This window comes from Streptomyces sp. H27-H1 (assembly GCF_026627445.1).
In the GTDB taxonomy this organism is placed as follows: Bacteria; Actinomycetota; Actinomycetes; order Streptomycetales; family Streptomycetaceae; genus Streptomyces.
Genome location: NZ_JAPNLJ010000002.1, coordinates 142,814 through 169,722, shown reverse-complemented (window position 1 = coordinate 169,722; position 26,909 = coordinate 142,814). Strand labels below are relative to the sequence as shown.

Genomic DNA, 26,909 nt, shown 5'->3' with positions numbered 1-26,909 from the left:
GTGCTAGCAGTTTAGGTCGTTTCACTGCGGTTTGACCCGTCGGGTCGACCGGTCCGGCCGCTGGGTCACGGCGATGCAGACGAGCACCGCGCAGGCGGCGACGGGCGCGGCCGGGGACAGCCGCTCGCCGAGCAGCAGCACCGACCACAACAGGGTCAGCAGCGGCTGCGCGAGCTGGAGCTGACTCGCGCGGGCCGCGCCGATCTCGGCCATGCCCCGGTACCAGACGTAGAGGCCGAGGAAGGAGGAGCCGACCGCCACCCAGACGAGCCCGGCCACCCCGCGGCCGGTCGGATGGGCCGGTTCGTAGGCGAGCCCGAGCGCGGAGCCGGCCAGGCCGATCGGCAGGCACACCACCAGCGCCCAGGCGATCACCTGCCAGCCGGGCAGCAGCCGCGCCAGGCGGCCGCCCTCGGTGTAGCCGGCCGCGCACACCAGCAGCGCGGCGAAGAGGAAGGCGTCGCCGGACGAGAGGGCGCCGCCGCTCTGGGCCACGGTGAACCCGAGGACGACGACCGCGCCGGCCACGGCCGCGGTCCAGAACCGCCGCGAGGGCCGGGCTCCGGTGCGCAGCGAGGACACGACGGCGGTGGTGAGCGGCAGCAGGCCGACCACCACCGCGGCGTGCGAGGTGGTGGAGGTCTGCAGGGCGAGGGTGGTCAGCAGGGGGAAGCCGACGACCACGCCGCCGGCGACCACGGCCAGACCCGCCCAGTGGGCGCGGTCGGGCACCGGGACGCGCAGGGCCAGCAGGAAGGCGCCGGCCGTCAGGCCCGCGAGCAGACAGCGCAGGCCGAAGAGGGACCAGGGGCCGAAGCTCTCCAGGCCCCAGGCGGTACCGGGGAAGGTCAGCGAGAAGGTGACGACGCCGACCGCCGCGAGGCTGGTGCCCCCGAGGGCGGGCCGGCGGGCGGCGGTGCCTCGAACCGCTATCGCGGTGGGGAGAGTAGCGCTATTCTGTGCTGTCATGTACGAGCGTAGCAGCGTGGCGGAACTGGCGGAATCCCTTCGAGTCGAGCTCGACCGCTACTCGGTAGGTGGAAAACTCCCGTCGAGCCGGTCCCTGGTCGAGCAGTACCGGGTCAGCCCCGTCACCGTCTCCCGGGCCCTCGCCCAGCTCGCCGCCGAAGGCCTCGTGGTGACCCGGCCCGGAGCCGGGGTCTACCGCGCCCAGCCCCGTACGCAGGCCCCCGCGCCCGGCGACACCTCCTGGCAGGCCGTCGCCCTGAGCGCCGAGGACTCCGGCGAGGTGGTCCCGCGCTCCGTGGACGCCTCCGGGGTGCTGGTCACCCTGGCCGCCCCGCCGGCCGGGGTCATCGAACTGCACAGCGGCTACCTCCACTCGACGCTCCAGCCCGAGCGGGCCATGGCGGCGGCCCTCGCCCGGGCCGGCCGACGGCCCGGAGTGTGGGGCCGGCCCCCGGTGGAGGGCCTGGCCGAGCTGCGGGACTGGTTCGCCCGCGAGATCGGCGGAGCGATCACCGCCGGGGACGTACTGGTGACCGCCGGCGGCCAGAGCGCGCTGGCCACCGCACTGCGGGCGCTCGCCCCGCCGGGGGCGCCGATCCTCGTCGAATCCCCGACCTACCCGGGGCTCCTGGCCATCGCGCGGGCCGCCGGCTGCCGGCCGGTGCCCGTCCCGGTGGACGCGGACGGGGTCCGCCCGGATCTGCTGGCCGCCGCCTTCGAAGCGACCGGGGCGCGGGTCTTCGTGTGCCAGCCGCTGTTCCAGAACCCGACCGGGGCCGTGCTGTCCGGCGAGCGGCGGGGCGAGGTGCTGCGGATCGCGCGCGCCGCCGGGGCGTTCGTCCTGGAGGACGACTACGCGCGCTCCCTGGCCCACGAGGACTCGGGCCCGCTGCCCGCGACGCTCTCCGCCCAGGACCCGGACGGTGTGGTCGTCCACGTGCGGTCGCTGACCAAGGTCACCTCGCCGAGTCTGCGGGTGGGCGCACTGGCGGCCCGGGGGCCGGTCTTCGACCGGCTGCGCGCCATCCAGGTCGTGGACACCTTCTTCGTGCCCCGCCCGCTCCAGGAAGCCGCCCTGGAACTGGTCGGCGCACCCGCCTGGCCCCGCCACCTCAGGGCCGTAGCCGCCGAACTGCGCCACCGACGGGACGTCCTCGTGGAAGCGCTGCGGCGGGAGCTGCCCGGGCTGGAGGTGCCGCACCTGCCGCGGGGTGGCTACCAGTTGTGGGCGCGGCCCGGCGGGGGCGGCGACGACGCGGCCTTCGTGGCGGCCGCCCTGCGGGCCGGGGTCGCGGTCGCGCCCGGACGGCCGTACTTCTGCGCGGAACCGCCCGGCCCGTTCGTCCGGCTGAGCTTCGCCGGGGTGTCCGGCGCGGGCGAGCTGACCGAGGCGGCGAGGCGGCTTCGGTCGGCGCTGGGGGGCGGCGTGGGCGGCGGTGGCTGAAACGGGCCCGTCCGGGGTGGGCGCCCTGAGCCGGGCTTCGTTCAGACGCTTGACCCCGTGCGGTACGCGGATCACCATCGCCGCATGCATGTTCGGGTTTCGCTAGTCGCAGCAGCCCGTGGGACCTCGCTGCTCGCCGAGCGCTTCGACGACGACCGCCCCCTCGACGTGGACGGCTGGCGCGCGGTGGAATCCGCTGCGCGCGGGCTCGTACCGCTGGGCTCGGCCGAGCTCCGCTACTGTTCGCCGACCTCGCGCAGCCGGGCCACGGGGACCGCTCTCGGGTACGCCCCGATGGCACAACCCGCCCTGCGGGAATGCGACATGGGGTACTGGCGCGGGCTCACCCTCGCCGAGGTGGCGGCCCGGGACCCCGCGGCCGTGGACCTCTGGCTCACCGATCCGCGCGCCGCGCCGCACGGCGGGGAGTCCCTGCTCGCCTTCATCGCCCGGATCGGCGGCTGGCTCGACACCCGGCCGGCGGACGACGGAGGAGCGATCGTGGCCGTGGCGGAGCCGTCGGTGGTCCGGGCGGCGCTCGTGTACGCCCTGAACGCGCCGCCGCTGACCTACTGGAACGTGGACGTCCGCCCCCTGTCCACCCTCACCCTCGCCGGGGGTCCGCGCCGCTGGAACCTCTCGCTCCCGGCACCCGCCCAAATGGGTTGAGGGGCGGTCGGGGCGCGCCTAGCCTGCGGGCATGGACGACACCACCGAGTCTGCCCGCGCCACCGGCATCCGGATCACCACGCTCGCCGAGCGGCCCGAACTGGCCGACGCGCTGTGGGACATGAAGGATTCGTGGCCCGAGTTCGCCACCCAGGACTCGATCGCCTGGATGCTGTATCCGCGCATGATGGCGGAGCTCGCGGACCATGTTTTCGCCGCCACCGACGAGGCCACCGGAGAGGTGGTCGCCAAGGCGTTCAGCGTGCCCTTCGCCCTGCATGTGGCGGGCCGGGACGGACGGTTGCCCGCGCAGGGCTGGGAGCAGGTCCTCATGTGGGCCTTCTCCGACCTGCGGCGCGGGGTGGAGCCCGACACGGTCAGCGCGATCGAGATCAGCGTCCGGCCGGACCGGCAGGGCGAGGGGCTGTCGGGCCGGATGCTCGCGGCGATGCGGGAGACCGCCTCGGCGCGCGGGTTCACCGAGGTGGTGGCGCCGGTCCGGCCCAGCGGAAAGCCGGCCGAGCCGGACACCCCGATGCACGAGTACGCGTACCGCACCCGCGAGGACGGGCTCCCGTACGACCCGTGGCTACGGGTCCACGTGCGGGCGGGCGGTGTCATCGACTCGGTGGCCCCGCTGTCGATGACGATCGGCGGCTCGCTCGCGCAGTGGCGCGGGTGGACCGGCCTCCCCTTCGACACGGCGGGCCCGGTCCGGGTTCCGGGCGCCCTGTCCCCGGTCCACTGCGAACCGGAGCGGGGCTACGCGGTCTATGTGGAGCCGAACGTCTGGGTCCGGCACGCACTGGGGCCCGCGTCCGCGCCGGGAGGCGCCCTCTAGAAGAGCGCGATGGGGGCGGTGGCGGAGGAGGGGAGGTAGATCCCGCCGATGCCCGCGTAGTTCGCCCGGTAGCCGCGCAGGAGTTCGTCCAGCGGGATCGTCAGCCGGGCCGGGGTGTCGCAGCGGGCGGCCCCGAACTGGTCGGTGACGGCGGTGCAGAGGGTCCGGCCGCCGACGGTGGTGAAGGTGACCGGTACGCCGTCCAGCCCGGCCGGGGCGTCCGCGATCCGTACGGTGGTGCTGAGGTTCTTGACCCCGAAGAGCAGCCCGTTCAGTTTCGCCGGACCGGCCGTGGCGACGGTGGCCACGGCGGGGCGCACCAGCTCGGGCGCCGCGCAGAGCTGCGGCTCGGGGGAGTAGACCTGCCCGGTGGGGCAGGCTATGACGGTGGCGACCCCGGCCCCGCACTGTACGTAGAACCGCTGGTCCTGCACCCTCGGCAGTCGCCCGGTGACGCTGCCGGCGCACGAGCCCTCGACGGCGCTCGCGGGCGCGGCCCCGGCGCCCAGGGCGAGGACCGCCCCGGCGGCCAGTGCGGCGATTGAGGCCAGTCCCTTGCCGATGATGCGTAACACCCGTGCCCCCAGATCGCTCAGTGTGACGATATGAATACGAAGTGAATATAGGGACGGGGGTGACGCGGACGCAATATCCTCGAGCTGTCGCCAGAGTGTGCGATTGCCGGCCGGCGTGAAGGCGCTCAACCGGCCGGGACACGTACCGATGGCGGGAGCGGGCATGGCGGACACCGTGGCAGCGGGAAGGAGCGCGGCGGGCGACGGCATCAGGACCCGCCGGGCGCGGGCCGCCCACCCGTGGCAGCGGCGGATCGCGCTCGCCGCGCTTCTCCTCCCGGTGGCGCCGGTGGTGGTGATGCTCGTCGAGGGGCTGCCGGCGGCTCGGACGGCCGTCCCGGTCCTGCTGCTCGCGGCGCCGCCCGTACTGCGCGCGGACCGGGCGCGGTTCACGGCGTCCTGCGTGATCCTCGCGGCCCTGCTGCTGCCGTGGTCGGTCAGCGGCCTGTCCGACGGGGCGTGGATCTTCCTGCCGTCGGCCCTGATGCTGCTGTGCGCGACCTTCGCCGACCCGCGCGCCCACGGGGCCCCGGCCACGCTCGCCGCGGCCCTCGCCGGGCTCGTCGCGGTGGTGCCCGGGTTGGTCTCCTGGAGCGCCGTCATGACCTTGTCGCCCTTCTGAGCCCGCTCTCACGGGCCGGGCGCGGAAAGGCCGCGGGACGGCCTAGCGGCCGCGGGGCTTGCCGCGCTTGCCGGTGGACTTGGCCGTGGCCTTGCCGCCCTTGGGGGCCCCGGACCGCGGGTTCTTGGCGGCCGGCTTGCCCCCCGACCGGGGGGCCGGCTTGCGCTGCGGCTTCGCCTTCTTCGGCTCCGGCTCGGGCTGGGTACGGCCGCGCCCGCGCGAGCTGTTGACGGTCCGCCCGCGCACGATCCCGATGAACTCCTCGACCAGGTCGGGAGTGACCTCGGCCTCGGGCCACGCCAGCGCGACGCGGGACTCGGGGGCGTCCAGCAGCGTCCGGTACGTGAGGTCCTTGCGGTGGTGCAGCCGCGCGAGGGACTGGGGCACGACCAGGACCCCGATGCCCGCCGCGACCAGCTCGATCGCGTCGGCCGTCGTCTCCGGGCGCTGGAGCGCGGCCTTGCCGGGCAGCTGCTCCCAGCCGAGGGTGTCGTCCAGCGGGTGGAGGACGATGTCGTCCTCCAGGTCCGCGAGCGACAGCTCCTCGGCCGCGGCCATGAGGTGGTCCTTCGGGATCACGACGACCGTGGTCTCCGTGTAGAGCGGGATGGCGCTGAGGTCCGTACGGTCGATCGGCAGCCGCACGAACCCGGCATCGGCGCCGCCGCCCCGCAACAGGGCGGGGGCTTCGGCCGGGTCGACCGGGACGAGGGTCAGCGGGACGTCGGTCAGCCGCTCTTTCCAGATCCGGACCCACTTCGTGGGAGTGACCCCGGGGACGTATGCGAGCTGGAACGACGGGGGTGTCCGGGAGTCTGTCACCCGGCCAGATTACCGGCCGGTGGTCGGAGGTGGCGCACATGCTCGATACCCTTGACCTCATGACGTCGCACCAGACCACCCAGACCATGAAGCCCGCCACCGCGGCGAAGAAGCTGGGTGTGTACCTCGAGGCCACCCCCGCAGAGTTCCAGGAGGGTGTCGTCTCGCGCACCGAGCTGACCGCCCTCCAGGCCGAGCCGCCCCAGTGGCTGCAGGACCTCCGGAACAACGGCCCGCACCCCCGTCCGGTGGTCGCGGGGAAGCTCGGCATCTCCATCGCCGGCCTGGCGCGCGGCGGTGTCACCGAGCCGCTCACCACGGAGCAGATCGAGGCCCTGAAGCAGGAGATGCCGGAGTGGCTCGAGAAGGAGCGCGCCACCCAGGCCGACGTGCGCAAGGAGACCGTCCGCATCAAGCAGATGCAGGCGGAGAAGGCCGAAAAGTCGGCGAAGGCTGAGAAGGCCGAGAATAAGCCGGCTCGTTCCTGATCCTGCGGCCGGGCCGGGCCGTGACCGCCGGCGAACGTTCGTCGGCGAGCGATCGCGGCCCCCTTGGGCCCCGGCGACCCCAGCGATCCCGGCGATCCTCCTTCGGCCCGCACCGGCCGTGAGATGCTGGTTCGCGTGATGATCGAGGACCTGGTCCGGCTGCGCCGTGCCCGGGACGTGATGGACCGCGACTACGCAGAGCCCCTGGACGTACCGGCACTGGCGGGCATCGCCCTCATGTCGCCCGGGCACTTCTCCCGCAGCTTCCGTGCCGCCTTCGGGGAGACCCCGTACAGCTACCTGATGACCCGCCGCGTCGAGCGGGCGAAGGCGCTGCTGCGCCGGGGCGACCTGAGCGTGACCGAGGTCTGCTTCGCGGTCGGATGCACCTCGCTGGGGTCGTTCAGCTCGCGCTTCACGGAGCTGGTCGGCGAGAGCCCCAGCGCCTACCGGGCCCGGCGCCACGAGGCCGGCGCCGCCATCCCGGCGTGCGTCGCCAAGGTCTACACCCGGCCCCTGCGCAACTCCGCCGCCCATGGGGGAGCGGGATCCGCGGCCGCGCCGTAGCGTCGGGGCATGACCATCAAGCTCTCGCAGTGCTTCATCGCCGTGGACGACCACGACAAGGCGCTCGCCTTCTACCGCGACGCCCTCGGCATGGAAGTCCGCAACGACGTCGCGTTCGAGGGGATGCGCTGGGTGACCGTCGGCTCGCCCGAGCAGCCCGACGTGGAGATCGTCCTCGAACCGCCGCTCGCCGATCCCGGTGCCTCGCCGGCAGACCGGCAGGCGATGGCGGAAATGCTGGCCAAAGGCGTGCTCCGCGGGGTGATCTTCTCGACGGACGACGTGGACGCCACCTTCGAACGGATCCGGGCCACCGGCGCCGAAGTCCTGCAGGAGCCCGTCGACCAGCCGTACGGGGTCCGCGACTGCGCCTTCCGCGATCCGGCGGGCAACATGCTGCGCTTCAACCAGCCCCGCAACCGCTGACCCCCGTACCGGTCCGGCCGCCGCGCCCGCTCACCCGCCGGCGGCCCACCCGGGGACCGTCGGCAGGACCTGCCCGGCCACGCGCAGCAGCACCGCGTCGTCGGGCACCGCGCCGTCGGTGCGCCACAGGGTGAGCTCGAAGGAGTCCCCGCCGTCCGACGCGTCCCGGGCCACCATGAGGACCCGGGCCGGGACCCCGGGGCGGCTCTGGGCCTTGCTGCCGTCGAGGCGGAAGCTGACGCTGAGCGTGCGGTCCGAGTAGAAGGCGGCCGGACGGCCCAGGACCGTCCGGAGCGGCGTACCGTCCCCCAGGAGGGCGGCCGAGGTGGCCACCGGCAGCCGGTCGTAGGAGGCCGTCAGGTGCACGGTGTACGTCTCGAACTCGACCTCGGCCGACGGGGTGTGGATCTCCTTGTCGCTGCCGACGGGCTTGAAGGTGCTGCCGCCGCCGTTGGCGTTCTTCGCGAGCTCCCCCGGAGTACCCAGCAGCGCGGCGAGATCGGGACGGTGCAATGCCGCGCACAGCTGAGCCCCGGTCACCCGCCCGGCTTCGTCCGCGGCCCTAGTCGGCGTCTTCTCGGCCTGCTCGCCCGAGCAGGTGACGGGCTTCGTCCCCGCCTCACCCGTGGAACCCACCGCCTCCCCGACCGCCCAGAGCCCACCCCCGAGCACCCCGATCAAGGCCACGGCGGTGACCCCCTGCCCCCAGGCGGCGCCCTTCGAGATCGTGCCGACGTCTCCGGTCATGTCCCCCACCTGCTGTGATCCCCCGATATGTGCCCGGGGACCCTAACCCGTGATCATCGGGCGGACAAGGGAGGGGCGTGCAGCACAGGCGGATCGGAGCGTCACTTCCGACACCGGCGCAGTCAGTACCGCACCGCACCCCCGAACACCCGCCCGCTCGCGCACCGCCAAGCGTCCCTCTTCGCCATCGGCGCCCCTGCATCCCACCAGGCCGGCGCCCGGGCGGCAACGGCTTTGCGAGCGACTCCGAACGCCCCGCTGACGCGAGGGGGTTTCCGCTTCGCACACGCCTCAGTGGCGGAGTCCGAGGGCCTTGGGTTCCTCCGGGGCGTGCCCGGCGGCGGCGAGTTGCCACCGTGCCGGACCTCCTGGGGATCCGTGATCCGGTGGGGGAGTCCCCGTGTCTTTCGCGTTTACTACGGTCGAACGCATGGCCGTGCGGCCGTGCGACGGGGGAGGGACACCATGAACGGGGCTGCTGATGCTGCGGGTTCGAGCGGTACGGCCGGTGCCGCGGCAGATCTCGCCGTCCAGGGCGACAAGCTCAAGACGCTCGCCGGGGACCTCGACGCGATGCAGGAAGTGCTGAAGAAGCAGCTCCTGCGCATGGACGAGATCGTGGACGGCATCGAGGCCCGCTGGCACGGACCGGCCTCGGAGGCGTACCGGGCCAGGCATCGGGCCGCCGCCGAGGACGCCGTCCACATCCGGCAGACCATGAAGCTTCTGGCCAAGGCCGTCCGGCTGAGCAAGGACGGGTTCTCGGCGCAGGAGCTCGAAATCCTGGACGACTTCAGGCGCGTCCAGTCCCGGGCGGACATCCAGGCGGAGACGGACGCGCTGTCCACGCCCGGCACGGTGCCCGCGCCGTCGCCGGGCCCGCACAGCCGCCTGGCCGATCTGTAGAACAGGACCAAAGGCACCGGGGGATTCATGTCGTCGAGCGACGGCCACATATCGGTCGACTTCGCGACGCTGCAGCGTGCGGCCGGGGACCTCGAGGAGATCCTCAAAACACTCAACGAACAGCTCGACCTGCTCTACCGGCGCGCCGAGAAGGCCGTTCTCGACTGGGACGGCGAGGCCCGGCAGACCTTCATCGACCAGCTCGACAAATGGGACCGGTCCGCCCAGGACCTGCAGGCCACCCAGGCCTGGCTGCACGACATCGTGGTGAACGGCCACCTCGCCTACGCGTCCGCGCACCGGGCCGTCCTGCGCGGTTGGGGGGCAGCCTGATGGGCACACCCCCCTCCCCCGCGGCAAACGGGGGCTTCGACGTACAGCCGGTGCACGTCCACTACGCGGCCGACCTGGTGAAAGGGGCCCAGTTCGCTCATGCCGAGCGGGCGGCCGTCCTCGTCGACGTGCTGAACAAGTACGACCAGTCCGCCGGGACCGGCCACGGCGCGGACGCGTTCGCGGACGCCTACATGGAGGTGACCGCGAAGTTCCTCGAGGCGTGGGGCCGCAGCGTGGTCAGTGCCGGCGGCGCCGCCGTCGGCCTGAACCACACCGCGAACCACTACGTACTGGCCGAATGGGAGGCCTCCGGCCGCAAGGGAGCTCAGCCGGCCCGAAAGCCGGAGCCCGTGGTCATCAACAAGCCTCCGCGCTACGGACCCGTCCACCCCATCAAATGGACGGGCACCGGTGAGGACGCCGATTCCTGGTGGATCTCCGGCGTCATCGGCGAGTTCCCCGACTTCCTCGCGGACGTCATCCGGCCCGCCATCGAACACGGCCTCCGCCTCGGCAAGGTCCACGAGATCACCCCGGGCATCAAGGAGGACGAGGTCCGGGACATGGCCAAGGCCTGGCGGAAGCTCGGCTCCGAGGCCGTGAAGGCCTCGGACGAGTTCAACACCGCCATCGGAGGGATCACGACCCGAAGGACAAGGGCGAGTGGCAGGCAGCCATGCGAGCCTTCGGCCAGACCGTGTGGGGCACCACGGCATGGGGCCGGCAGCTGGACACGGAAGGAAACCGGAGCCAGACGGGCCGCCAGTGGCGGACCACGAAGGACCTCCCGCCGTCCGGGCGGCGCCCCATCATCGACGTCCTGAAGAAGACGGCGGACGAGGTCGCGGGGCTGCTGGATCACGTCTGCGACGTCGGTGAGAAGACCACCAAGTTCACGAGCCAGGCAGGCATCAACGCGGCGAAGGCCACGGCTTCCGATCTCACCGACCTGAGTCTGATGAACCTGACCAAGCTGGCGGTCGGGGGGATCGTCGGCCGGATCGTGCTGTCGTTCCGGAGCCACATGGACAAGCAGGGGTGCAACGCCGTCGTCGAGACGTACCACCAGGAGTTCACCGACGCGGCGAGCAAGCTCAAAGCCCTCGTGCCGGAACTCGACATCGCGATCAAAAGCGCCCCGACCTACCAGGCTGAGATAGCCCGCGCCCAGGGCTTCGGAGCCCGCTCGCTCAACGAGTTCAAGAAGGAACACAGCTGGCAGATCGGCGGGGAGAGCCCCTTCCCCTACATGTACTCGATGGACCTGGCGACGAGCGAGGGGCTGGGCGGCGCCCACACCATCGACAAGCACGTGGGCAAGACGGACGAACAGCTCCTACAGCGGATCAAGGACGAGCAGCGCCCGAACGGTAAGTTCAACATCTTCACCTCCTCGTCCTTTCCGGATCTGGATTCGGCGCAGAAATTCACTCAGTACAACATCCGACAAAACACCCCGGAGATCCAGGGCTGGCTCAAGAACCCGCCGCCCGCGGAGGATCTGCAAATCGATGTCGCTTCGGTCCCGATCCAGGGCCCGCTCACCGGCTCCGCCCTGACCGGTCGGACAGTCGCGGTGAACCGCGACACCAACACGATAAATCCCGTCCAGGACACCCACGGAGTGACCACTCGTCTCAAGTACGACCCGAACCTGAACCCGCCCTTTGTCGTCTACACCTCGGCACCCGAATGAAGGAACGAACCATGGAGGAAGGCCGGATCGACTCGGCGGAATGGTCGGACGCGCTCAAGTTGTACGAATGGCTCTGCACGTTCGTCGACGTCGCTCCCCGTGCCCACGACGAGTGGTGGTTCGACGTGGGGGCGATCATGCGCTTGGAGACACGGGATCCTCGGGGGTGGGAGTCCATCGATCCTTATGAGGGAGCGGAGGAGCGTTTTGAGGACCCGTTGTTCCCGTGGCTGGAGACGCCCTCCACCCCTGCCGATGCGGAACGCTGCCGGGGGCGGGTGGGTGAAATCCCCAGATCCTCGGTGAGGTCGCTGGTCGTCATGCTCGGGTCCGGCACGAGTCGCAATGATCTCTCCAAGGCATTGGGGTGGGAGGAGCACAGACCGGAGATGGAACGTCAGGCCGATCTGATCCTGTCGCGCTTCCCTGACGGCACCCGCTTCTACACCAACCTCGGCTGGAGGGCGGAGCACCCCGACTTCTACGCGCAGCCCTTCCGGACCGCCGCCCCCTTCAGTCAGTACGACTGGGACGCCGGGCTCATCGCCGTGAACGACGACGAAGTCGCCGTGCTGTGGAACTTCCTGTCCCTCTGATCCGACCCGCCGAACCGGGGAACGCCAAGTGCTCACCAGATCCGCCACATACCCCGACCGGGAAACCGCCCAGTGGGCCACCCAGCAGGTCGTCACCCGCAACGAGCAGGCCATTCACCGCTGGCTCGCCCAGGGCACCCGCCCCCGCCTGGCCATCGAAGCCGCCTGGCCCTCCCGCGAGGACCCCGTCGGCCGCGTCCTGATCCAGGCCATGGCGCTCGCCGGACGCGGGGCCGTGGACGTGCGGGCCGCGCGGGTGGTCCTTCGCCGTGAACCGGCGAGCCCGCTGGGCTTCGTCGTGCACGGCACCTTCCCGATCTACGTGTAGAGGTACACACCCATGTCCATGAAGCCCCTGGAGTTCGACCGCCGCTACGGTGACCTCGACCAGGTGATCAGCGCGTATGCCGGCCTCGCCGCCGACGACACCCCCGACAGTCCGGGCCGGGCGCTCACCGCCTACCTGCGCCACACCTGGCACACCCGGCCCTGGGCCCTGTCGGTCGCCGAGCAGCAACTGCGCACCTACGCCCAGAACCCGCCGGGCCGACTGCGCCAGCGTCTCGGCGAGTTCTACCCCGTCCCGGACATCGGCCTCCCCGAGGCCGGGATCCAGCAGTGGCTGCTGCTGCTCGCCGATCACATCAAGGGCAGCGTCGAGGAGGGCCAGGTCCCGCCCCCCGCGGCGCTGCCCGGGACGCACTGGGAGTGGCACGCACGCTTCCCCGAGCTCGGCCAGTTCCTGGGCGGGTGGTTCTCCCAGGACATGCCCGACGAGTTCGAGGACCACGAGGCCGCGGTCCTCGACTACGCCGGATCCGCCGACCCGACCCTCGTGGCACGCCTCGTCGGTGAGCTGCGCGAGCTGCTCGCCCTGGGCTTGGAAGAGGTCGACTACGCGGTCGGTGTGGCCGAGCTGGGCATGGAGGTCGACCCGCCGGCTCCGTACGCACCGAGCGCCTGGCTGGCCGTAGTGAGCGAGTTGCTGGCAGGGCCCCGCGCCGAGTACGCCTAAATGGGGCGGCCTGCCCCGGCCCGCTCCGTACCCCACTCGCCGCATCCCGAGCGCCGAGCCGTGCGCCGAGCCGTGCGACCGACAGCGAAGGAACCGGCGGCCGCGGGAAAAGGAGGGGCCCCGTGCCCGGTACGGAGCAGTCCGGGAAACCGCCGGCCGCGGCCAAGCGGGCCGACGTGGCGCGCAACGAGAAGAAGCTGCTCGCCGCCGCCGCCGCGGAAGTCTTCGTGACTGGCGGCGCTGCGCCAATGGATCGACCTGTTCGTCGATTTCCTGGTCACCAAGCACGGCCTCGCCGACACCGTGCAGCCGGGCAGCAGTGGCTACGCCTCCCTGCACACCTCCTTCATCGACCGGCTGATGCCTGTAGCCGGACAGCTCCTCGACGCCGCCGTCGCCGCGGGCGAGATCCGGCCCGCCATCGAGCCCTACGAGCTGATGCGCGTAGGTGCGGCCGCCGGCGGGGCCGGATCGGTGGGATCCGGGAGACGGGTGCGGAAGCGGACGCCGCGGCCCTGTGGGCAAACTGGAGCGTCAGCTCTCCACGCCCGGAGTGCCGCCAGGGTCCGAGCTTTGCATAAACGTGCGGTCGTACGTATAGTCATGCCATCGAGGAGGAGGGTCCGATGGTGGTACGTGTAGCGGTGGCCGGTGCGAGTGGATACGCGGGCGGGGAAGTGCTGCGCCTGCTGCTGGCCCACCCCGAGGTGGAGATCGGCGCGCTGACCGCGAACTCCAACGCGGGGCAACGGCTCGGATCGCTCCAGCCGCACCTGGTGCCGCTCGCCGGACGTGTTCTGGAGGCGACCACCCCCGAGGTGCTCGCCGGGCACGATGTGGTGTTCCTGGCCCTGCCCCACGGGCAGTCCGCCGCCGTGGCCGCGCAGCTCGGCGAAGAGGTCCTCGTCGTCGACATGGGCGCCGACCACCGGCTCCGGGACTCCGCCGACTGGGACAAGTTCTACGGCGCCCCGCACGCCGGGACCTGGCCCTACGGCCTCCCCGAGCTGCCGGGCGCCCGCGCGGCCCTGGCGGGCTCCAAGCGCATCGCCGTCCCGGGCTGCTATCCGACCGCCGTCTCGCTCGCGCTCTTCCCGGCCTACGCCGCGCAGCTCGCCGAGCCCGAGGCCGTCATCGTCGCCGCCTCCGGCACCTCCGGCGCGGGCAAGGCCCTCAAGCCGAACCTGCTGGGCTCCGAGGTCATGGGCTCCATGAGCCCGTACGGGGTCGGCGGCGGCCACCGCCACACGCCCGAGATGGTGCAAAACCTCAGCCCCCTGGCCGGGCAGCGGGTCTCCGTCTCCTTCACGCCCACGCTGGCGCCGATGCCCCGCGGCATCCTGGCCACCTGCACCGCCAAGGCGCTGCCGGGGACCACGGCCGACGCGGTCCGCGCCGCGTACGAGAAGGCGTACGCGGACGAGCCCTTCGTGCACCTGTTGCCCGAGGGCCAGTGGCCGGCGACGGCGTCCGTCTACGGGTCCAACGCCGTTCAGATCCAGGTCGCGTACGACGAGGCCGCGCAGCGGATCATCGCGATCACCGCCATCGACAACCTGACCAAGGGCACCGCCGGCGGCGCGGTGCAGAGCATGAACATCGCCCTCGGGCTTCCCGAGGCACTGGGTCTTTCCACGATCGGAGTCGCACCGTGAGTGTCACGGCAGCACAGGGGTTCACGGCGGCGGGCATCGCCGCCGGAATCAAGGCGAACGGCAACCCGGACCTGGCCCTCGTGGTCAACAACGGGCCGCGCCTGGCCGCAGCGGGCGTCTTCACCTCCAACCGGGTCAAGGCCGCGCCCGTGCACTGGTCGGAGCAGGTCCTGCGGGGCGCCACCGTCAGCGCGGTGGTACTCAACTCCGGCGGCGCCAACGCGTGCACCGGCCCCAAGGGATTCCAGGACACCCACGCCACCGCGGAGAAGGTCGCCGAAGCCCTGGGCGGCGAGGTCAACGCCGGCGAGGTCGCCGTCGCGTCCACCGGCCTGATCGGCCTCCTGCTCCCCATGGACAAGCTGCTGCCCGGCATCGACACCGCGGTCGCCGCGCTCTCCGCCGACGGCGGTGAGGCCGCCGCCATCGCCATCAAGACCACCGACACCGTGCACAAGACGGCCACCGTCTCCCAGGAGGGATGGACCGTCGGCGGCATGGCCAAGGGCGCGGGCATGCTCGCCCCGGGCCTGGCCACCATGCTCGTCGTGCTCACCACCGACGCCGACGTGGACAGCGCCGCCCTCGACCGGGCGCTGCGCGCCGCGACCCGCACCACCTTCGACCGGGTCGACTCCGACGGCTGCATGTCCACCAACGACACGGTGCTGCTGCTCGCCTCGGGCGCGTCCGGTCAGGTGCCGGTGTACGAGGCGTTCGCGGAAGCCGTACGCACGGTCTGCGACGACCTGGCCCGCCAGCTGATCGGCGACGCCGAGGGCGCCAGCAAGGACATCCGCATCGAGGTCATCGGCGCGGCCACCGAGGAGGACGCGGTCGAGGTCGGCCGGTCCATCGCCCGGAACAACCTGCTCAAGTGCGCCATCCACGGCGAGGACCCGAACTGGGGCCGTGTGCTGTCCGCGATCGGCACCACGAAGGCCGCCTTCGACCCGGACCGGCTGAACGTCGCCATCAACGACGTCTGGGTCTGCAAGAACGGCTCGGTCGGCGCGGACCGGGACCTGGTGAGCATGAAGGACCGGGAGGTCCGCATCACCGCCGACCTGTCCACCGGCTCCGAGTCCGCGGTGATCTGGGCCAACGACCTGACGGCCGAGTACGTCCACGAGAACAGCGCGTACTCGTCATGAGCACCGCACGCAAGCACACCGCGCTGCCCAAGGCCGAGATCCTCATCGAGGCCCTGCCGTGGCTGACCCGGCACAACGGCAAGGTCGTCGTCATCAAGTTCGGCGGCAACGCCATGATCGACGAGGACCTGAAGGCCGCCTTCGCGCAGGACGTGGTCTTCCTGCGCCAGGCCGGCCTGAAGCCGGTCGTCGTGCACGGCGGCGGCCCGCAGATCAACGCCCAGCTGGACAAGCAGGGCCTGGTCAGCGAGTTCAAGGCGGGCCTGCGCGTCACGACCCCCGAGGCCATGGACGTCGTACGCATGGTCCTGGCCGGTCACGTCCAGCGCGAGCTGGTCGGGCTGCTCAACCAGCACGGGCCCCTCGCCGTCGGCATGACCGGCGAGGACGCGCACACCATCACCGCCACCAAGCACACCCCCGAGATCGACGGCGAGAGCGTGGACATCGGGCGGGTCGGCGAGATCACCGCGATCGACACCGGCGCGATCGAAGCGCTGCTGGCGGACGGCCGCATCCCGGTCATCTCCTCCATCGCGCGCAGCGCCGACGACCACCACGTGTACAACGTGAACGCCGACACGGCCGCCGCGGCGCTCGCCGCCGCGCTCGGCGCCGAGACGCTGATGGTCCTCACCGACGTGGAGGGGCTCTACGCGGACTGGCCGAGCAGCGACGAGGTCATCAGCCGGCTCACCGTCAGCCAGCTGGAGAAGCTGCTGCCGGAGCTGTCCAGCGGCATGGTCCCGAAGATGGAGGGCTGCCTGCACGCCGTCCGCAACGGGGTGACCACCGCCCGCGTGATCGACGGGCGGGTCCAGCACTCGATCCTGCTGGAGATCTTCACGGACGAAGGAATCGGCACGATGGTCGTGCCCGACGCGCAGGGAGGGGCATCCGCATGACCGGCGACCAGCAGACCGGCGACCAGCAGACCGGCAACGAGCAGACCGGCAACGAGCAGTACGCCGCCCGTTGGCAGGGCGCGCTGACCAACAACTACGGCACCCCCGCGCTGGCCCTCGTCCGCGGCGCGGGCGCCCAGGTCTGGGACGCGGACGGCAAGCAGTACACCGACTTCGTCGGCGGCATCGCGGTCAACGCCCTCGGACACGCCCACCCCGCCATCGTCACGGCCGTGACCGGACAGATCTCCACGCTCGGCCACGTCTCCAACCTCTACGCCTCCGAGCCGGTCCTCGCGCTCGGCGAGCGGCTGCTCCAGCTCTTCGGCCGCCCCGGCAAGGTTTTCTTCTGCAACTCAGGCGCCGAGGCCGTCGAGGCCGCCTTCAAGGTCGGCCGGCTGACCGGGCGGACCCGTATGGTCGCCGCGGACGGCGGCTTCCACGGCCGCACCATGGGCGCCCTGGCGCTCACCGGCCAGCCCAAGAAGCAGGACCCGTTCCTGCCCCTGCCCGGAGACGTCACGCACGTTCCGTACGGCGATGTGGAGGCCCTGCGGGCCGCCGTCACCGAAGAGACCGCGCTCGTGATCATCGAGCCGATCCAGGGCGAGAACGGCGTGGTCGTTCCCCCCGCCGGATACCTGACGGCCGCCCGCGAGATCACCCGGGCCACCGGAACCCTGCTCGTCCTCGACGAGGTGCAGACCGGTGTCGGGCGCTGCGGCCAGTGGTTCGAGCACCAGGCCCACGAGGGAGTCGAACCCGACCTCGTCACACTCGCGAAGGGTCTCGGCGGCGGTCTGCCGATCGGCGCCGTCGTCGCCTTCGGACCGGTGGCCGACCTGCTCCAGCCCGGCCAGCACGGCACCACCTTCGGCGGCAACCCGGTCGCGTGCGCGGCGGGCCTCGCCGTCATCGACACGATCGCCGCCGACGGGCTCCTCGACCAGGTCAAGGAGCGTGGCGAGCGACTGCGCTCCGGAATCGAAGGATCCGAACACCCGCTCGTCTCCCATGTCCGCGGGGCGGGTCTTCTGCTGGGTATCGTGCTGACCGAGCCGCTCGCACCGCAGGTGCAGCGCGCGGCTCAGGACGCCGGCTTCCTGGTCAACGCGCCCGCCCCCGACGTCGTACGGCTCATGCCCCCGTACGTACTCACCGAGGCCGAGGTGGACGCGTTCCTGCGGGCCCTGCCCGGCGTGCTCGACGCAGCGAAGTCCGACGCGGACTCGGCCGTATGACCAATCGGGGAATGGGACGACGATGAGTCAGGCGCAGGAACACGAATCGAACGGCCAGTCCGTTCCGCAGACCCGCACCGCCCGCCACCGCCGGATCGTGGACATCCTCAACCGGCAGCCGGTCCGTTCCCAGAGCCAGCTGGCCAAGCTGCTCGCCGACGACGGGCTGAGCGTCACCCAGGCGACGCTCAGCCGGGACCTCGACGAGCTCGGCGCGGTGAAGATCCGCAACACCGGCGGCGAGCTGATCTACGCGGTCCCCAGCGAGGGCGGCTTCCGCACCCCGCAGGCCCCGCTCGGCGAGTCGGCGAAGGAGGAGCGCATGCGGCGCCTCTCCGGCGAACTGCTGATCTCGGCGGAGGCCTCCGCGAACCTCGTGGTCCTGCGCACCCCGCCGGGTGCGGCCCAGTTCCTCGCTTCCGCGATCGACCAGGCCGAACTCCAGGCCATCCTCGGCACGATCGCGGGCGACGACACCCTGATGCTCATCAGCCGTGATCCGGCGGGCGGCCAGGCCCTCGCCGACCACCTGCTGAGGCTGGCCCAGAAGGAGAGTTGACCGCGAGGTCAATACCGGGTGACGGCGAGTCCGCCGGACTCCGTGCCGATCGCGATGTGCGGGTTCCTGCGCGGGTTCGCCCAGCGCAGCACCTCGCGCATCGCACCCTCGGGGACCGAGACGCAGCCGGCCGTCGCGCCCTTGCCGTTCACGTGCAGGAAGATGCCCGCGCCCCGGCCCCGTACCGGCCGGTCGTAGTTGAAGGCGATGACCAGCGCGTGCGCGTACTGCTTCGCGTACGCGGTCAGGTGCTCCGCCTCGCCCGGCGCGCAGTCGGCGGGCAGCGGCTCCACCCAGCGGTTGTAGCTCCCCGAGGCATTGTCCTGGCACCACCAGGAGGCGGGCGTCACCCGCCGGTAGCGGTACGCCGTTCCGGCCGGGGCGTGGGCGATGCCGAAGGCGTAGGGCAGTGCGTACAGACCGGCCGGGGTGGTGTCCGTGCCCTGGGTCCGGGTCGCGCCCTCGGTCAGGCCGTTCGCGCCGAAGCGGGCCGGCGCGCTGCCCGCCGCGTACCAGTGCCCCGCCCGGCGGTCCCACCAGGTCAGCAGGCCGGTCGTGGAGCCGGCGGCCGGGGCGACGGCGGTGATCAGCTGGCTGCCGCCGCCGGTGTCGGCGAGCCGTGCGGGCAGCGGCGGCGGGCCACCGTGACGGCCCTGGGGCAGCAGGCTGGTGACGATCAGTGAGGCGGCGAGGAGCGCGGTACGCAGCACATGTCAGACGGTACGGGGCGGAAGGGGCAGCGGCAGCGCAGGCAGGCCGTCGACGCTCACCCCGATGAACTCCTTCTTCTCGCAGTACTCGTTGAACTCCTCGTCCGTCTTGCGGCCGAAGTACTCCGCGTGGAGCGTGCGCTCGCCCTGGTACTCCATGAGCGGGACGGCGAAACCGCACACGGTGGCGATCCGCCGGGCCCTGACCAGGATGACGGCGCGCGCCGAGGGCCCGTCGGCGTCCCCGAACAGCTCGATCAGCCCGTCCCAGCGCGGGTCGTCGCGGAACACCGCCTCGCCGTCACCGTGGATGCGCACGATGTTCGGCGCACCGTTGAAAGCGCACCACATCAGCGTGATGCGGCCGTTCTCACGGACGTGGGCGATGGTCTCGGCGCCGCTGCCACCGAAGTCCAGGTAGGCGAGGGTCGTCTCGTCGATGACGACGAGCGTCCCGGCGCGGCCCTTGGGGGAGAGGTTGACGTGTCCGTCACCCGTCAGCGGGGCGGTGGCGGTGAAGAAGATCGGCTGTTCTTCGATGAAGGCGCGCATGCGGCCGTCTATGCGTTCGTAGAGCTTTCCCATGGCGATCATTATCCGTTCGTCGTGGATCCCCGGCTGGGGAGTCCGAGTTGTGAGCGCATCCATGCCAGCACCCAGTCGCTGAACAGCCCTGTGCAGCGGTCCAGCAGGGCGCCGACCTCGGGGTCCCGTAGCGGCAGGGCCGGAGGCCGGCTCGGGGAGTACATGCTCTGGAGGTGCTGCGCGGCGATCCGGCGCAGGTGCGGGTCCTCGTCCTCCAGCAGCTCCACGGCAGCCCGCAGGCCGTACACCCCGCCCCGGGCGTGCAGCAGCCGGTAAGCGGCCCGCCGGGTGTGGGTCGGCCACCCCGGCGCCGTTCGGGCCGCCAGCCAGTCGGCGGGCAGCCGCTCCGCCGAGGGACGCAGGCTGAGGGAGGCCTCCCGGGCCACCCCGGGCGAGGGGTCGTCCAACAGGGGCCGCAGCAGGTCGGTGTCCGAGGAGTCCAGCAGCCGCAGCCCGGCCACCGCGGCAGCCCGGACCGCCCCGGCGGGGTGGTCCAGCAGCGCGCGCAGCAGCGGGGCGTCCTCGCGGTGGGCGCACTCCGCGAAGCCGGTCACGGCGTACGGGGTCACCCGGGCCGGGTCCTCGACCAGTCGGTGGCACAGCGCGCGCGGGTCCCCGCCGCCCTGCGGGACGAGCCGGCGCGCGCAGGCCCGTACGAGTCCGGAGCGGTCCGTGAGGTACCGCGCGGCCTCATCGGCCCGCCCGGCCCCGTGCAAGGCGGTGACCCCGGAGGCCCGGACCATCGGGAGGTGCCCGGTCAGCAGGGCGTCGACCGCCGTGTCGTCCGGCCCGTCGGCAGCCATGACCCGCAGCGCCGCGTCGGTCCACAGCCGGGCCGTGGCCGGATCCGGTTCGCGCGCGGCCCGCAGCGCGAGCTCCCGTACGCCCATCTCCCCGGCGGCGACGGTCAGCCGGGTGGCGAACCGCCGGGTCGGCGGATCGGCCCGCAGGCACAGGCGGTCCAGGACGGCTTCGCGCTGGACCGCGGTCAGCGAGTTCAGGCTCCACGTCGTCGAGGGCCGCCCGGGGCGCCACCAAGCGGCGAGGAGGGAGTACCGGCCGCTCAAGGCGGCCTCCAGCTGCTCCAGCGCCCAGGCGCCGTGCTCGCGCCGGCCCAGCCGCAGGACGAGCGGGGTGAGCAGGGTCAGCCACCCGGCGGGGTCCTTGGCCACGAGGCGGCCGAGCACCCGGCGGGCACGCTCGCGCACCTGCGGGACCCAGTCGGCGCACCGGATCAGGACGAGCTGCGGGGGCGGGTTGCGCCAAGCGGCGAGGGCGGCTTCGCGGACCCGTCCGTCGGGGTGGCAGAGCCGCAACTCGAGCGGGTTGCCGCGGGCCCCCCCGGGCGAGAGCTGGGCCAGGTGGCGCACCGCCTCGTCGAAGGCCGTCCAGGCGTCGGGCCCGCTCCGGACGAGCCTGCCGCCGATCGGTCCGCACTCCCCGGCCAGCAGCGCCGCGGCGGTTTCCCGCCCCGTTTCCGTGTCCTGCCGTACACCGGCTCCCATGCGCCCTCCCCAAGTCGTCAGCCGATGGTAGGTGGCCGGACGCGATCGGGCCTCCGGATATTCGCGCTGGTCAGGGCCTGGGGGCTGAGGTTGAGCACGGGGCTCGATTGACGAAACATACGGACCAGTGCATAGTTATGCCTATCGCTGTTGAGGTAACGGCGGATGCACCCTGTAAGGAGAATCCCGTGGCCGAGCGCGTCGTACTCGCCTATTCAGGCGGCCTGGACACCTCCGTCGCCATCGGCTGGATCGCCGAGGAGACGGGCGCCGAGGTCATCGCCGTCGCGGTGGACGTCGGTCAGGGCGGCGAGGACCTGGACGTCATCCGCAAGCGGGCGCTCGCCTGCGGTGCGGTCGAGGCCGAGGTCGCCGACGCCAGGGACGAGTTCGCCGACGAGTACTGCCTGCCGGCGATCAAGGCGAACGCCCTCTACATGGACCGCTATCCGCTGGTGTCCGCCCTCTCGCGCCCGGCCATCGTCAAGCACCTCGTGGCCGCCGCCCGCAAGCACGGCGCGACGACCGTCGCCCACGGCTGCACCGGCAAGGGAAACGACCAGGTCCGCTTCGAGGCCGGCATCGCCGCCCTCGGCCCCGACCTCCGCTGCATCGCCCCGGTCCGCGACTACGCGATGACCCGGGACAAGGCCATCGCCTTCGCCGAGAAGGCGGACCTGCCGATCGCGACCACCAAGAAGTCCCCGTACTCCATCGACCAGAACGTCTTCGGGCGCGCCGTCGAGACGGGCTTCCTGGAGGACATCTGGAACGCGCCGATCGAGGACATCTACGAGTACACCGCGGACCCGGCCCTCCCGTGCGAGGCCGACGAGGTCGTCATCTCCTTCAAGGAGGGCGTCCCGGTCGCCATCGACGGCAAGCCCGTCAGCGTGCTCCAGGCCATCCAGCAGCTCAACGAGCGCGCCGGGTCCCAGGGCATCGGCCGGATCGACATCGTCGAGGACCGCCTCGTGGGCATCAAGTCCCGCGAGGTGTACGAGGCGCCGGGCGCGATCGCGCTGATCACCGCCCACCAGGAGCTGGAGAACGTCACCGTCGAGCGCGAACTCGCCCGCTACAAGCGGCAGGTCGAGCAGCGCTGGGGCGAGATGGTCTACGACGGCCTGTGGTTCTCCCCGCTCAAGCGCGCCCTGGACGGCTTCATCAACGAGGCCAACCAGCACGTCACCGGTGACATCCGGATGACGCTGCACGGCGGCCGCGCCGTGGTCACCGGCCGGAAGTCCGACGAGTCGCTGTACGACTTCAACCTGGCGACCTACGACTCCGGCGACACCTTCGACCAGTCGAAGGCCCAGGGGTTCATCGAGATCTTCGGTCTCTCCTCGAAGATCGCGGCCCGCCGCGACCTCACCTGATCCGCAACCTCCGCAATCTCCGCAATCTCCGCGGCCTTCGCGCTCTTCGCGATCTCCGCAGCGCCTGATCCGCGAACTCCGTACCCGCAGTACGAACCACCTCCCCGTTACCTCCGCGGCGGGGAGGCGGTTGCACATCCGAAGCCATGCACGTTCTTGAGGAGCAGTAGCTGTGAGCAGCAACAACGGTGGTGACGTCCGGCTCTGGGGCGCCCGGTTCGCCGACGGTCCCGCCGAGGCCCTCGCGAAGCTGTCCGCGTCGGTCCACTTCGACTGGGTCCTCGCGCCCTACGACATCGCGGGCTCCCGCGCCCACGCCCGGGTGCTCGCCAAGGCGGGTCTGCTCACGGCGGACGAGCTGGAGCGCATGATCGCGGGCCTGGACCAGCTCGAAGCCGACGTGGCGAACGGCTCCTTCACCGGCACCGTCGCCGACGAGGACGTCCACACCGCCCTGGAGCGGGGCCTGCTGGAGCGGCTCGGCGCCGACCTCGGCGGCAAGCTGCGCGCCGGCCGGTCGCGCAACGACCAGATCGCCACCCTCTTCCGGATGTACCTGCGCGACCACGCCCGGATCGTCGGCGGCCTGATCGCGGACCTGCAGGACGCGCTGGTCGGCCTCGCCGAGGCGCACGCCGAGGTGGCCATGCCGGGCCGGACCCACCTGCAGCACGCGCAGCCGGTGCTCTTCGCCCACCACGTACTGGCCCACGTGCAGGCCCTGTCCCGGGACGCGGAGCGGCTGCGCCAGTGGGACACCCGGACCGCGGTGTCCCCGTACGGCTCGGGCGCCCTGGCGGGCTCCTCGCTCGGCCTGGACCCGGAGGCGGTCGCCGCCGAACTGGGCTTCGAGCGCGGCTCCGTCGGCAACTCCATCGACGGCACGGCCTCGCGCGACTTCGTCGCCGAGTTCGCCTTCGTCACCGCGATGATCGGGATCAACCTGTCCCGGATCGCGGAGGAGATCATCATCTGGAACACGAAGGAGTTCTCCTTCGTGACCCTGCACGACGCCTTCTCCACCGGGTCGTCGATCATGCCGCAGAAGAAGAACCCGGACATCGCGGAGCTGGCGCGCGGCAAGTCGGGCCGCCTCATCGGCAACCTGACCGGTCTGCTGGCCACCCTGAAGGCCCTTCCCCTGGCCTACAACCGGGACCTCCAGGAGGACAAGGAGCCGGTCTTCGACTCCTGCGACACCCTGGAAGTCCTGCTGCCCGCCTTCACCGGGATGATGGCCACCCTCACGGTCAACCGGGAGCGGATGGAGGAGCTGGCCCCCGCGGGCTTCTCGCTCGCCACCGACATCGCGGAGTGGCTGGTCAAGCAGGGCGTGCCGTTCCGGGTGGCGCACGAGGTGGCCGGCGGGTGCGTCAAGGAGTGCGAGGGGCTCGGCATCGAGCTCGACGAGCTCACCGACGAGCAGTTCGCGAAGATCTCCGAGCACCTGACGCCGGAGGTCCGTACGGTCCTCAACGTCAAGGGCGCGCTGGCCTCCCGCGACGGCCGCGGCGGCACCGCCCCGTCGGCGGTCGCGATCCAGCTGACGGAGCTCAAGGCCGACCTGGTCATCCAGCACGCGTGGGCGGCGCACAAGCACCAGTAGGGCCTTGTCCGTCGGCCGGTGAGGAACGGGTGCCTGGGGCGAGTTCCTCACCGACGCGCGGTACCGCCAGCAGGCCCAGAGCCGGAATGACGCTCAGGGCCCACCACGGGCCAGGTCCCTCCAGCTCCAGGAGCGCACCCACGGGGGCGCCGCCCACGAGGACGGTCAGACCGGCGATCGAGGAGAGCGCACCGGTGAAGAGGCCGAGGCGCCGCGCGTCGACCAGCTCGGGCACGCAGGCGCGCGCCGCGGGGACGACCAGCATCTGACCGAGCGTGAGCAGCACCACGAAGGCGAGGGCCGGCCAGGGGCCGCCCACCGGCAGCAGGATGCCGGTCATGGCGAATGCCGCCGCGATCAGCCCCAGGCCGGCGCGGATCGACGCGGGCCAGCTCAGGCGGCCGGACGTCCACCGGTCCAGCGGGACCTGGCCCGCCACGACCATCGCGGAGGAGAGGGCGAAGAGCCAGCCGAGGGCAGCCTGTGAACCGGTCGCCCGGTCGAGTTCGGCGGGGACGGCCAGGTAGAGCTGGTTGTACGCGAGGAGGTAGGCGGAGTAGGCCACCGCGAGTCCCAGGAAGCGGCGGTTGCGCATCACGCGGCGCAGGGTCAAACGCTCGGGGGGCACCGCGGACGTCGCGGACGGCGACGTGCGCGGCATGAGGCGCCAGTGTCCGGCCAGGACGGCGACGAAGACCGCCGCGCCGGCCAGGCACGCGGCGCGGAAGTGCCCGTCGGCGTTCCCGCCCGGCGTCGCGTACAGCAGCAAGGCCCCGACGACCGGGCCGATCAGCGTGCCCGCCTGGCCCCCGGCCGAGAACCGTGCGAGGACACGCGTACGGCTGGGGCCCTCTCCCTTCCCGCCGTGTGCGGCGCCGGCCTCCTCGATCCGTACGGCCTCCCGTGCGAGCTCCGTCTCGACGGCCGGCGAGAACAGGGCTGCCGCGAATCCGACCAGGACCACGGACCCGATCACCGTCCCCGTGGATTCGGCGAAACCGAGCCAGGCGAAGCCCGCCGCTCGCAGTCCGCACCCGGCGAGGACGACGGGGCGTGGCCCGTACCGGTCGGTGAGCGCGCCGCCGATCACGAAAAGCCCCTGCTGGCTGAAGGTGCGCAGCCCCAGGATCAGCCCGACGAGAGCGCCTCCCAGGCCCAGCGCGCCGCTCAAGTGCTCCGCGAGGTAGGGGAGTACGGCGAAGAAGCCGACGTTGAAGGCGAACTGGCTGGCGATCAGCAGCCGGGCGAGCGGGCTGGTCCCGCTCACGTGACGAGCCGTCCCCGACGCATGGACAGGACGCGGTCGCAGAAATGCCGTACCACGGCCATGTCATGGCAGATGAAGAGGTAGCCGAGGTCGAGTCGTTCCTGGAGGTCGAGGAGAAGGTTCAGGATTCCGGCGCGCAGGGAAGGGTCGAGGGCGGACACGGGCTCGTCGAGGACGAGGAGTTGCGGGGTGCTCGCCAGGGCGCGGGCGATTCCGGCGCGCTGGCACTGGCCGCCGGAGAGCTCGTGGGGACGTCGCTCGCCGTGGGAGGTGTCGAGGCCGACCAGGTCGAGGAGTTCGGCGACCCGGTCCGGTCCGGTGGCGGCGGACCAGCGGCCCTGGACGCGCAGCGGCTCGGCGATCTGGTCGCGGATGCGCCGGCGCGGGCTGAGCGAGCCGTACGGGTCCTGGAACACGGGCTGCAGCCGGGGCCGGACGGGGCGCAGCTCCCTTTCGCTCAGCGTTGTCAAGTCGTGCCCGCCGAAGTGGACTTGGCCACTGTGCGGGCGGCGCAGCTGCAGGACGGCGGTGGCGGTCGACGATTTGCCGCATCCCGAAGGGCCGGTCAGGCCCACCGTCTCCCCGGCGCGCACGTCGAAGGACACCCCGTCGACGACGGTGGCCGATCCGTACCGCACGACGAGGTCACGGACATCGATCAGCGGGCTCATACGGTCTCCAGCAGGTCGAGATGGCATGCGACCTCGCGCCCGCCCGGGCCATGGAACCCAGGCGCGCGGCCCGGGCCGTCCGGGCCCCGCGGCTCGGGCCGTTCGGTACGGCAGCGAGTGGTCGCGTGCGCGCAGCGCGGGGCGAAGGCACAGCCCGCCGGCAGGGCGCCGGGCGCGGGAGGCCGGCCGGGGATGACGGGCAACCGGGTCTTGCGCCGCTGCTCACCGGAGGGGAGACAGGCGAGCAGGGCCGCGGTGTACGGGGCCAGGGGGCGCTCCAGGACCTGCTCCACCGGCCCTTGCTCGGCCAGCAGTCCCGCGTACATGACGGCCATCCGGTCGGCGTGCGCCCGCACCACACCGAGGTCGTGGGTGACGAGGACGAGGGCTGCGCCGGTCGCCGCGCACCGCTCCGCGAGGACGCCCAGGACCTGGTCCTGGGTCTCGGGGTCGAGGGCGGTGGTCGGCTCGTCGGCGACGACCAGCTCCGGCGCGTTGACCGTGGCCATGGCGATCACGGCGCGCTGGCGCATGCCGCCGGAGAGCTCGTGCGGATGGGCGGTGGACCTGGTGGCCGGGACGCCCACCTGTTCCAGGGCGGCCTCGGCCCGCGCGCGCGCCTCGCTCTTCGACAGCCCCTGTACGGAGCGTACGGCCAGGGCGATCTGGTCGCCGACCGGGTGCACGGGGGAGAGGGCGGACAGGGCGTCCTGGGGGACGTACGCGATGTGCCGGCCCCGGTGCGCCGGGGTTACCGGCTGCCCGTGCAGCAGTACGTCGCCGGATACGGCCCCGCCGCGCGGGGCCATGCCGAGCAGGGCCCGGGCGGTCAGTGACTTCCCCGCCCCCGACTCGCCGACCAGGGCCAGCACTTCCCCGGCCTGTACGTCGAAGGAGAGGCCGCGGACGGCTTCGACGCCGCCGAAGCCGACGCGCAGATCACGCACGGA

31 protein-coding genes and 1 pseudogene are annotated in these 26,909 nt (G+C 72.2%); 22 read left to right on the top strand and 10 right to left on the bottom strand.

From position 1 onward, the window contains the following. Positions 1–21: 21 nt before the first annotated feature. Complete coding sequence (locus tag OTB20_RS02625) at positions 22–969, bottom strand: DMT family transporter (RefSeq protein ID WP_267814886.1); 948 nt, start codon at positions 967–969, stop codon at positions 22–24. Between OTB20_RS02625 and OTB20_RS02620 the strand changes: the two genes are divergently transcribed. From OTB20_RS02620 to OTB20_RS02610, 3 genes are all read left to right on the top strand, one after another. After that, complete coding sequence (locus OTB20_RS02620) at positions 968–2,413, top strand: PLP-dependent aminotransferase family protein (protein ID WP_267814884.1); 1,446 nt, start codon at positions 968–970, stop codon at positions 2,411–2,413. The genes OTB20_RS02625 and OTB20_RS02620 overlap by 2 nt on opposite strands. An 84-nt stretch (positions 2,414–2,497) precedes the next feature. Continuing rightward, positions 2,498–3,082: a histidine phosphatase family protein gene (locus OTB20_RS02615; protein WP_267761259.1), complete on the top strand. Its 585-nt coding sequence runs from the start codon at positions 2,498–2,500 to the stop codon at positions 3,080–3,082. 31 nt (positions 3,083–3,113) lie between these two features. Further along, a complete protein-coding gene (locus tag OTB20_RS02610) occupies positions 3,114–3,923 on the top strand; it encodes an N-acetyltransferase (RefSeq protein WP_267814882.1) in 810 nt (269 codons plus the stop codon). On the opposite strand, the gene OTB20_RS02605 is transcribed toward OTB20_RS02610, so the two are convergent. Then, the gene (locus OTB20_RS02605) at positions 3,920–4,498 is read right to left on the bottom strand and encodes a chitin binding peritrophin-A domain-containing protein (RefSeq protein WP_267814881.1); all 579 of its coding nucleotides are present in this window, start codon (positions 4,496–4,498) and stop codon (positions 3,920–3,922) included. The two genes, OTB20_RS02610 and OTB20_RS02605, sit on opposite strands and share 4 nt — an antisense overlap. Before the next feature lie 163 nt (positions 4,499–4,661). Here OTB20_RS02605 and OTB20_RS02600 point away from each other — a divergent pair, with 163 nt between their 5' ends. Further along, the gene (locus OTB20_RS02600) at positions 4,662–5,120 is read left to right on the top strand and encodes a hypothetical protein (RefSeq protein ID WP_267814879.1); all 459 of its coding nucleotides are present in this window, start codon (positions 4,662–4,664) and stop codon (positions 5,118–5,120) included. 42 nt (positions 5,121–5,162) lie between these two features. Here the strand turns inward: OTB20_RS02600 and OTB20_RS02595 are convergent, their stop codons facing one another. After that, positions 5,163–5,942: a LysR family substrate-binding domain-containing protein gene (locus tag OTB20_RS02595; protein WP_267814877.1), complete on the bottom strand. Its 780-nt coding sequence runs from the start codon at positions 5,940–5,942 to the stop codon at positions 5,163–5,165. 38 nt (positions 5,943–5,980) lie between these two features. Here OTB20_RS02595 and OTB20_RS02590 point away from each other — a divergent pair, with 38 nt between their 5' ends. The 3 genes from OTB20_RS02590 to OTB20_RS02580 all read left to right on the top strand — a co-directional run bounded on the left by OTB20_RS02590 (position 5,981) and on the right by OTB20_RS02580 (position 7,423). After that, a complete protein-coding gene (locus OTB20_RS02590; RefSeq protein ID WP_267814875.1) occupies positions 5,981–6,430 on the top strand; it encodes a DUF5997 family protein in 450 nt (149 codons plus the stop codon). Positions 6,431–6,553: 123 nt separating this feature from the next. Next, a complete protein-coding gene (locus OTB20_RS02585) occupies positions 6,554–6,997 on the top strand; it encodes a helix-turn-helix domain-containing protein (RefSeq protein ID WP_267814873.1) in 444 nt (147 codons plus the stop codon). A 9-nt stretch (positions 6,998–7,006) separates the two neighbouring features. Beyond that, entirely contained in the window at positions 7,007–7,423 is a 417-nt protein-coding gene (locus OTB20_RS02580; RefSeq protein WP_267814871.1) for a VOC family protein, read from the top strand. Positions 7,424–7,453: 30 nt separating this feature from the next. Here the strand turns inward: OTB20_RS02580 and OTB20_RS02575 are convergent, their stop codons facing one another. Continuing rightward, on the bottom strand, positions 7,454–8,170 hold the full coding sequence (locus OTB20_RS02575; RefSeq protein ID WP_267814869.1) for a DUF6215 domain-containing protein: 717 nt from the start codon (positions 8,168–8,170) through the stop codon (positions 7,454–7,456). Positions 8,171–8,635: 465 nt separating this feature from the next. Here OTB20_RS02575 and OTB20_RS02570 point away from each other — a divergent pair, with 465 nt between their 5' ends. From OTB20_RS02570 to OTB20_RS02510, 13 genes and pseudogenes are all read left to right on the top strand, one after another. Next, on the top strand, positions 8,636–9,076 hold the full coding sequence (locus OTB20_RS02570) for a WXG100 family type VII secretion target (RefSeq protein ID WP_267814868.1): 441 nt from the start codon (positions 8,636–8,638) through the stop codon (positions 9,074–9,076). Positions 9,077–9,103: 27 nt separating this feature from the next. Beyond that, positions 9,104–9,409 (top strand): WXG100 family type VII secretion target, encoded by a 306-nt coding sequence (locus OTB20_RS02565; RefSeq protein ID WP_267814866.1) that lies wholly within the window; start codon positions 9,104–9,106, stop codon positions 9,407–9,409. Further along, positions 9,409–10,236 (top strand): hypothetical protein, encoded by an 828-nt coding sequence (locus OTB20_RS02560; RefSeq protein WP_267814865.1) that lies wholly within the window; start codon positions 9,409–9,411, stop codon positions 10,234–10,236. Before OTB20_RS02565 ends, OTB20_RS02560 begins: the two co-directional genes overlap by 1 nt. A gap of 134 nt (positions 10,237–10,370) precedes the next feature. Beyond that, positions 10,371–11,108 (top strand): RNase A-like domain-containing protein, encoded by a 738-nt coding sequence (locus tag OTB20_RS42375; protein WP_324290328.1) that lies wholly within the window; start codon positions 10,371–10,373, stop codon positions 11,106–11,108. 11 nt (positions 11,109–11,119) lie between these two features. Beyond that, positions 11,120–11,704, top strand: coding sequence for a hypothetical protein (locus tag OTB20_RS02550; protein WP_267814863.1), 585 nt, complete (start codon positions 11,120–11,122; stop codon positions 11,702–11,704). 22 nt (positions 11,705–11,726) lie between these two features. Next, positions 11,727–12,032, top strand: a pseudogene (locus OTB20_RS02545) (RNase A-like domain-containing protein); the annotation flags it as partial. A gap of 12 nt (positions 12,033–12,044) precedes the next feature. Then, a complete protein-coding gene (locus OTB20_RS02540) occupies positions 12,045–12,719 on the top strand; it encodes a contact-dependent growth inhibition system immunity protein (protein ID WP_267814861.1) in 675 nt (224 codons plus the stop codon). A gap of 231 nt (positions 12,720–12,950) precedes the next feature. Next, positions 12,951–13,361 (top strand): hypothetical protein, encoded by a 411-nt coding sequence (locus tag OTB20_RS42370; RefSeq protein ID WP_324290327.1) that lies wholly within the window; start codon positions 12,951–12,953, stop codon positions 13,359–13,361. After that, positions 13,346–14,374, top strand: coding sequence for an N-acetyl-gamma-glutamyl-phosphate reductase (argC, locus tag OTB20_RS02530; RefSeq protein ID WP_267814860.1), 1,029 nt, complete (start codon positions 13,346–13,348; stop codon positions 14,372–14,374). Before OTB20_RS42370 ends, argC begins: the two co-directional genes overlap by 16 nt. Beyond that, the gene (gene argJ / locus OTB20_RS02525; protein ID WP_267814859.1) at positions 14,371–15,528 is read left to right on the top strand and encodes a bifunctional glutamate N-acetyltransferase/amino-acid acetyltransferase ArgJ; all 1,158 of its coding nucleotides are present in this window, start codon (positions 14,371–14,373) and stop codon (positions 15,526–15,528) included. Before argC ends, argJ begins: the two co-directional genes overlap by 4 nt. Further along, positions 15,525–16,433, top strand: a complete 909-nt coding sequence (gene argB / locus OTB20_RS02520; RefSeq protein WP_267814857.1) for an acetylglutamate kinase — start codon at positions 15,525–15,527, stop codon at positions 16,431–16,433. The genes argJ and argB overlap by 4 nt, the downstream gene beginning before the upstream one ends. Beyond that, positions 16,430–17,674: an acetylornithine transaminase gene (locus OTB20_RS02515; RefSeq protein WP_267814856.1), complete on the top strand. Its 1,245-nt coding sequence runs from the start codon at positions 16,430–16,432 to the stop codon at positions 17,672–17,674. The genes argB and OTB20_RS02515 overlap by 4 nt, the downstream gene beginning before the upstream one ends. A gap of 22 nt (positions 17,675–17,696) precedes the next feature. Then, the gene (locus OTB20_RS02510; RefSeq protein WP_267761227.1) at positions 17,697–18,233 is read left to right on the top strand and encodes an arginine repressor; all 537 of its coding nucleotides are present in this window, start codon (positions 17,697–17,699) and stop codon (positions 18,231–18,233) included. Between the two features lie 8 nt (positions 18,234–18,241). Here OTB20_RS02510 and OTB20_RS02505 read toward each other — a convergent pair whose 3' ends face one another. From OTB20_RS02505 to OTB20_RS02495, 3 genes are read right to left on the bottom strand one after another with little or no spacing between them, the layout of a single operon-like run. Then, positions 18,242–18,943 carry a L,D-transpeptidase family protein gene (locus OTB20_RS02505; protein WP_420716303.1) on the bottom strand — a complete coding sequence of 234 codons (702 nt, stop codon included), beginning with the start codon at positions 18,941–18,943 and terminating at the stop codon, positions 18,242–18,244. Between the two features lie 3 nt (positions 18,944–18,946). Continuing rightward, positions 18,947–19,528, bottom strand: a complete 582-nt coding sequence (locus OTB20_RS02500) for a pyridoxamine 5'-phosphate oxidase family protein (protein ID WP_267814855.1) — start codon at positions 19,526–19,528, stop codon at positions 18,947–18,949. Positions 19,529–19,536: 8 nt separating this feature from the next. Then, complete coding sequence (locus tag OTB20_RS02495; protein WP_267814854.1) at positions 19,537–21,033, bottom strand: HEAT repeat domain-containing protein; 1,497 nt, start codon at positions 21,031–21,033, stop codon at positions 19,537–19,539. Between the two features lie 188 nt (positions 21,034–21,221). Here OTB20_RS02495 and OTB20_RS02490 point away from each other — a divergent pair, with 188 nt between their 5' ends. Further along, on the top strand, positions 21,222–22,415 hold the full coding sequence (locus OTB20_RS02490; protein WP_267814853.1) for an argininosuccinate synthase: 1,194 nt from the start codon (positions 21,222–21,224) through the stop codon (positions 22,413–22,415). A gap of 172 nt (positions 22,416–22,587) precedes the next feature. Beyond that, positions 22,588–24,021 carry an argininosuccinate lyase gene (argH, locus tag OTB20_RS02485; RefSeq protein ID WP_267814852.1) on the top strand — a complete coding sequence of 478 codons (1,434 nt, stop codon included), beginning with the start codon at positions 22,588–22,590 and terminating at the stop codon, positions 24,019–24,021. On the opposite strand, the gene OTB20_RS02480 is transcribed toward argH, so the two are convergent. Genes OTB20_RS02480 through OTB20_RS02470 form a run of 3 tightly spaced genes read right to left on the bottom strand, consistent with a single transcriptional unit; the run spans position 23,984 to position 26,906 of the window. Then, positions 23,984–25,330, bottom strand: a complete 1,347-nt coding sequence (locus OTB20_RS02480; RefSeq protein ID WP_420716315.1) for an MDR family MFS transporter — start codon at positions 25,328–25,330, stop codon at positions 23,984–23,986. The genes argH and OTB20_RS02480 overlap by 38 nt on opposite strands. Then, complete coding sequence (locus OTB20_RS02475; protein ID WP_267814850.1) at positions 25,285–25,959, bottom strand: ATP-binding cassette domain-containing protein; 675 nt, start codon at positions 25,957–25,959, stop codon at positions 25,285–25,287. The genes OTB20_RS02480 and OTB20_RS02475 overlap by 46 nt, the downstream gene beginning before the upstream one ends. Beyond that, positions 25,956–26,906 carry an ABC transporter ATP-binding protein gene (locus tag OTB20_RS02470; RefSeq protein ID WP_267814849.1) on the bottom strand — a complete coding sequence of 317 codons (951 nt, stop codon included), beginning with the start codon at positions 26,904–26,906 and terminating at the stop codon, positions 25,956–25,958. The genes OTB20_RS02475 and OTB20_RS02470 overlap by 4 nt, the downstream gene beginning before the upstream one ends. Positions 26,907–26,909 lie beyond the last annotated feature (3 nt).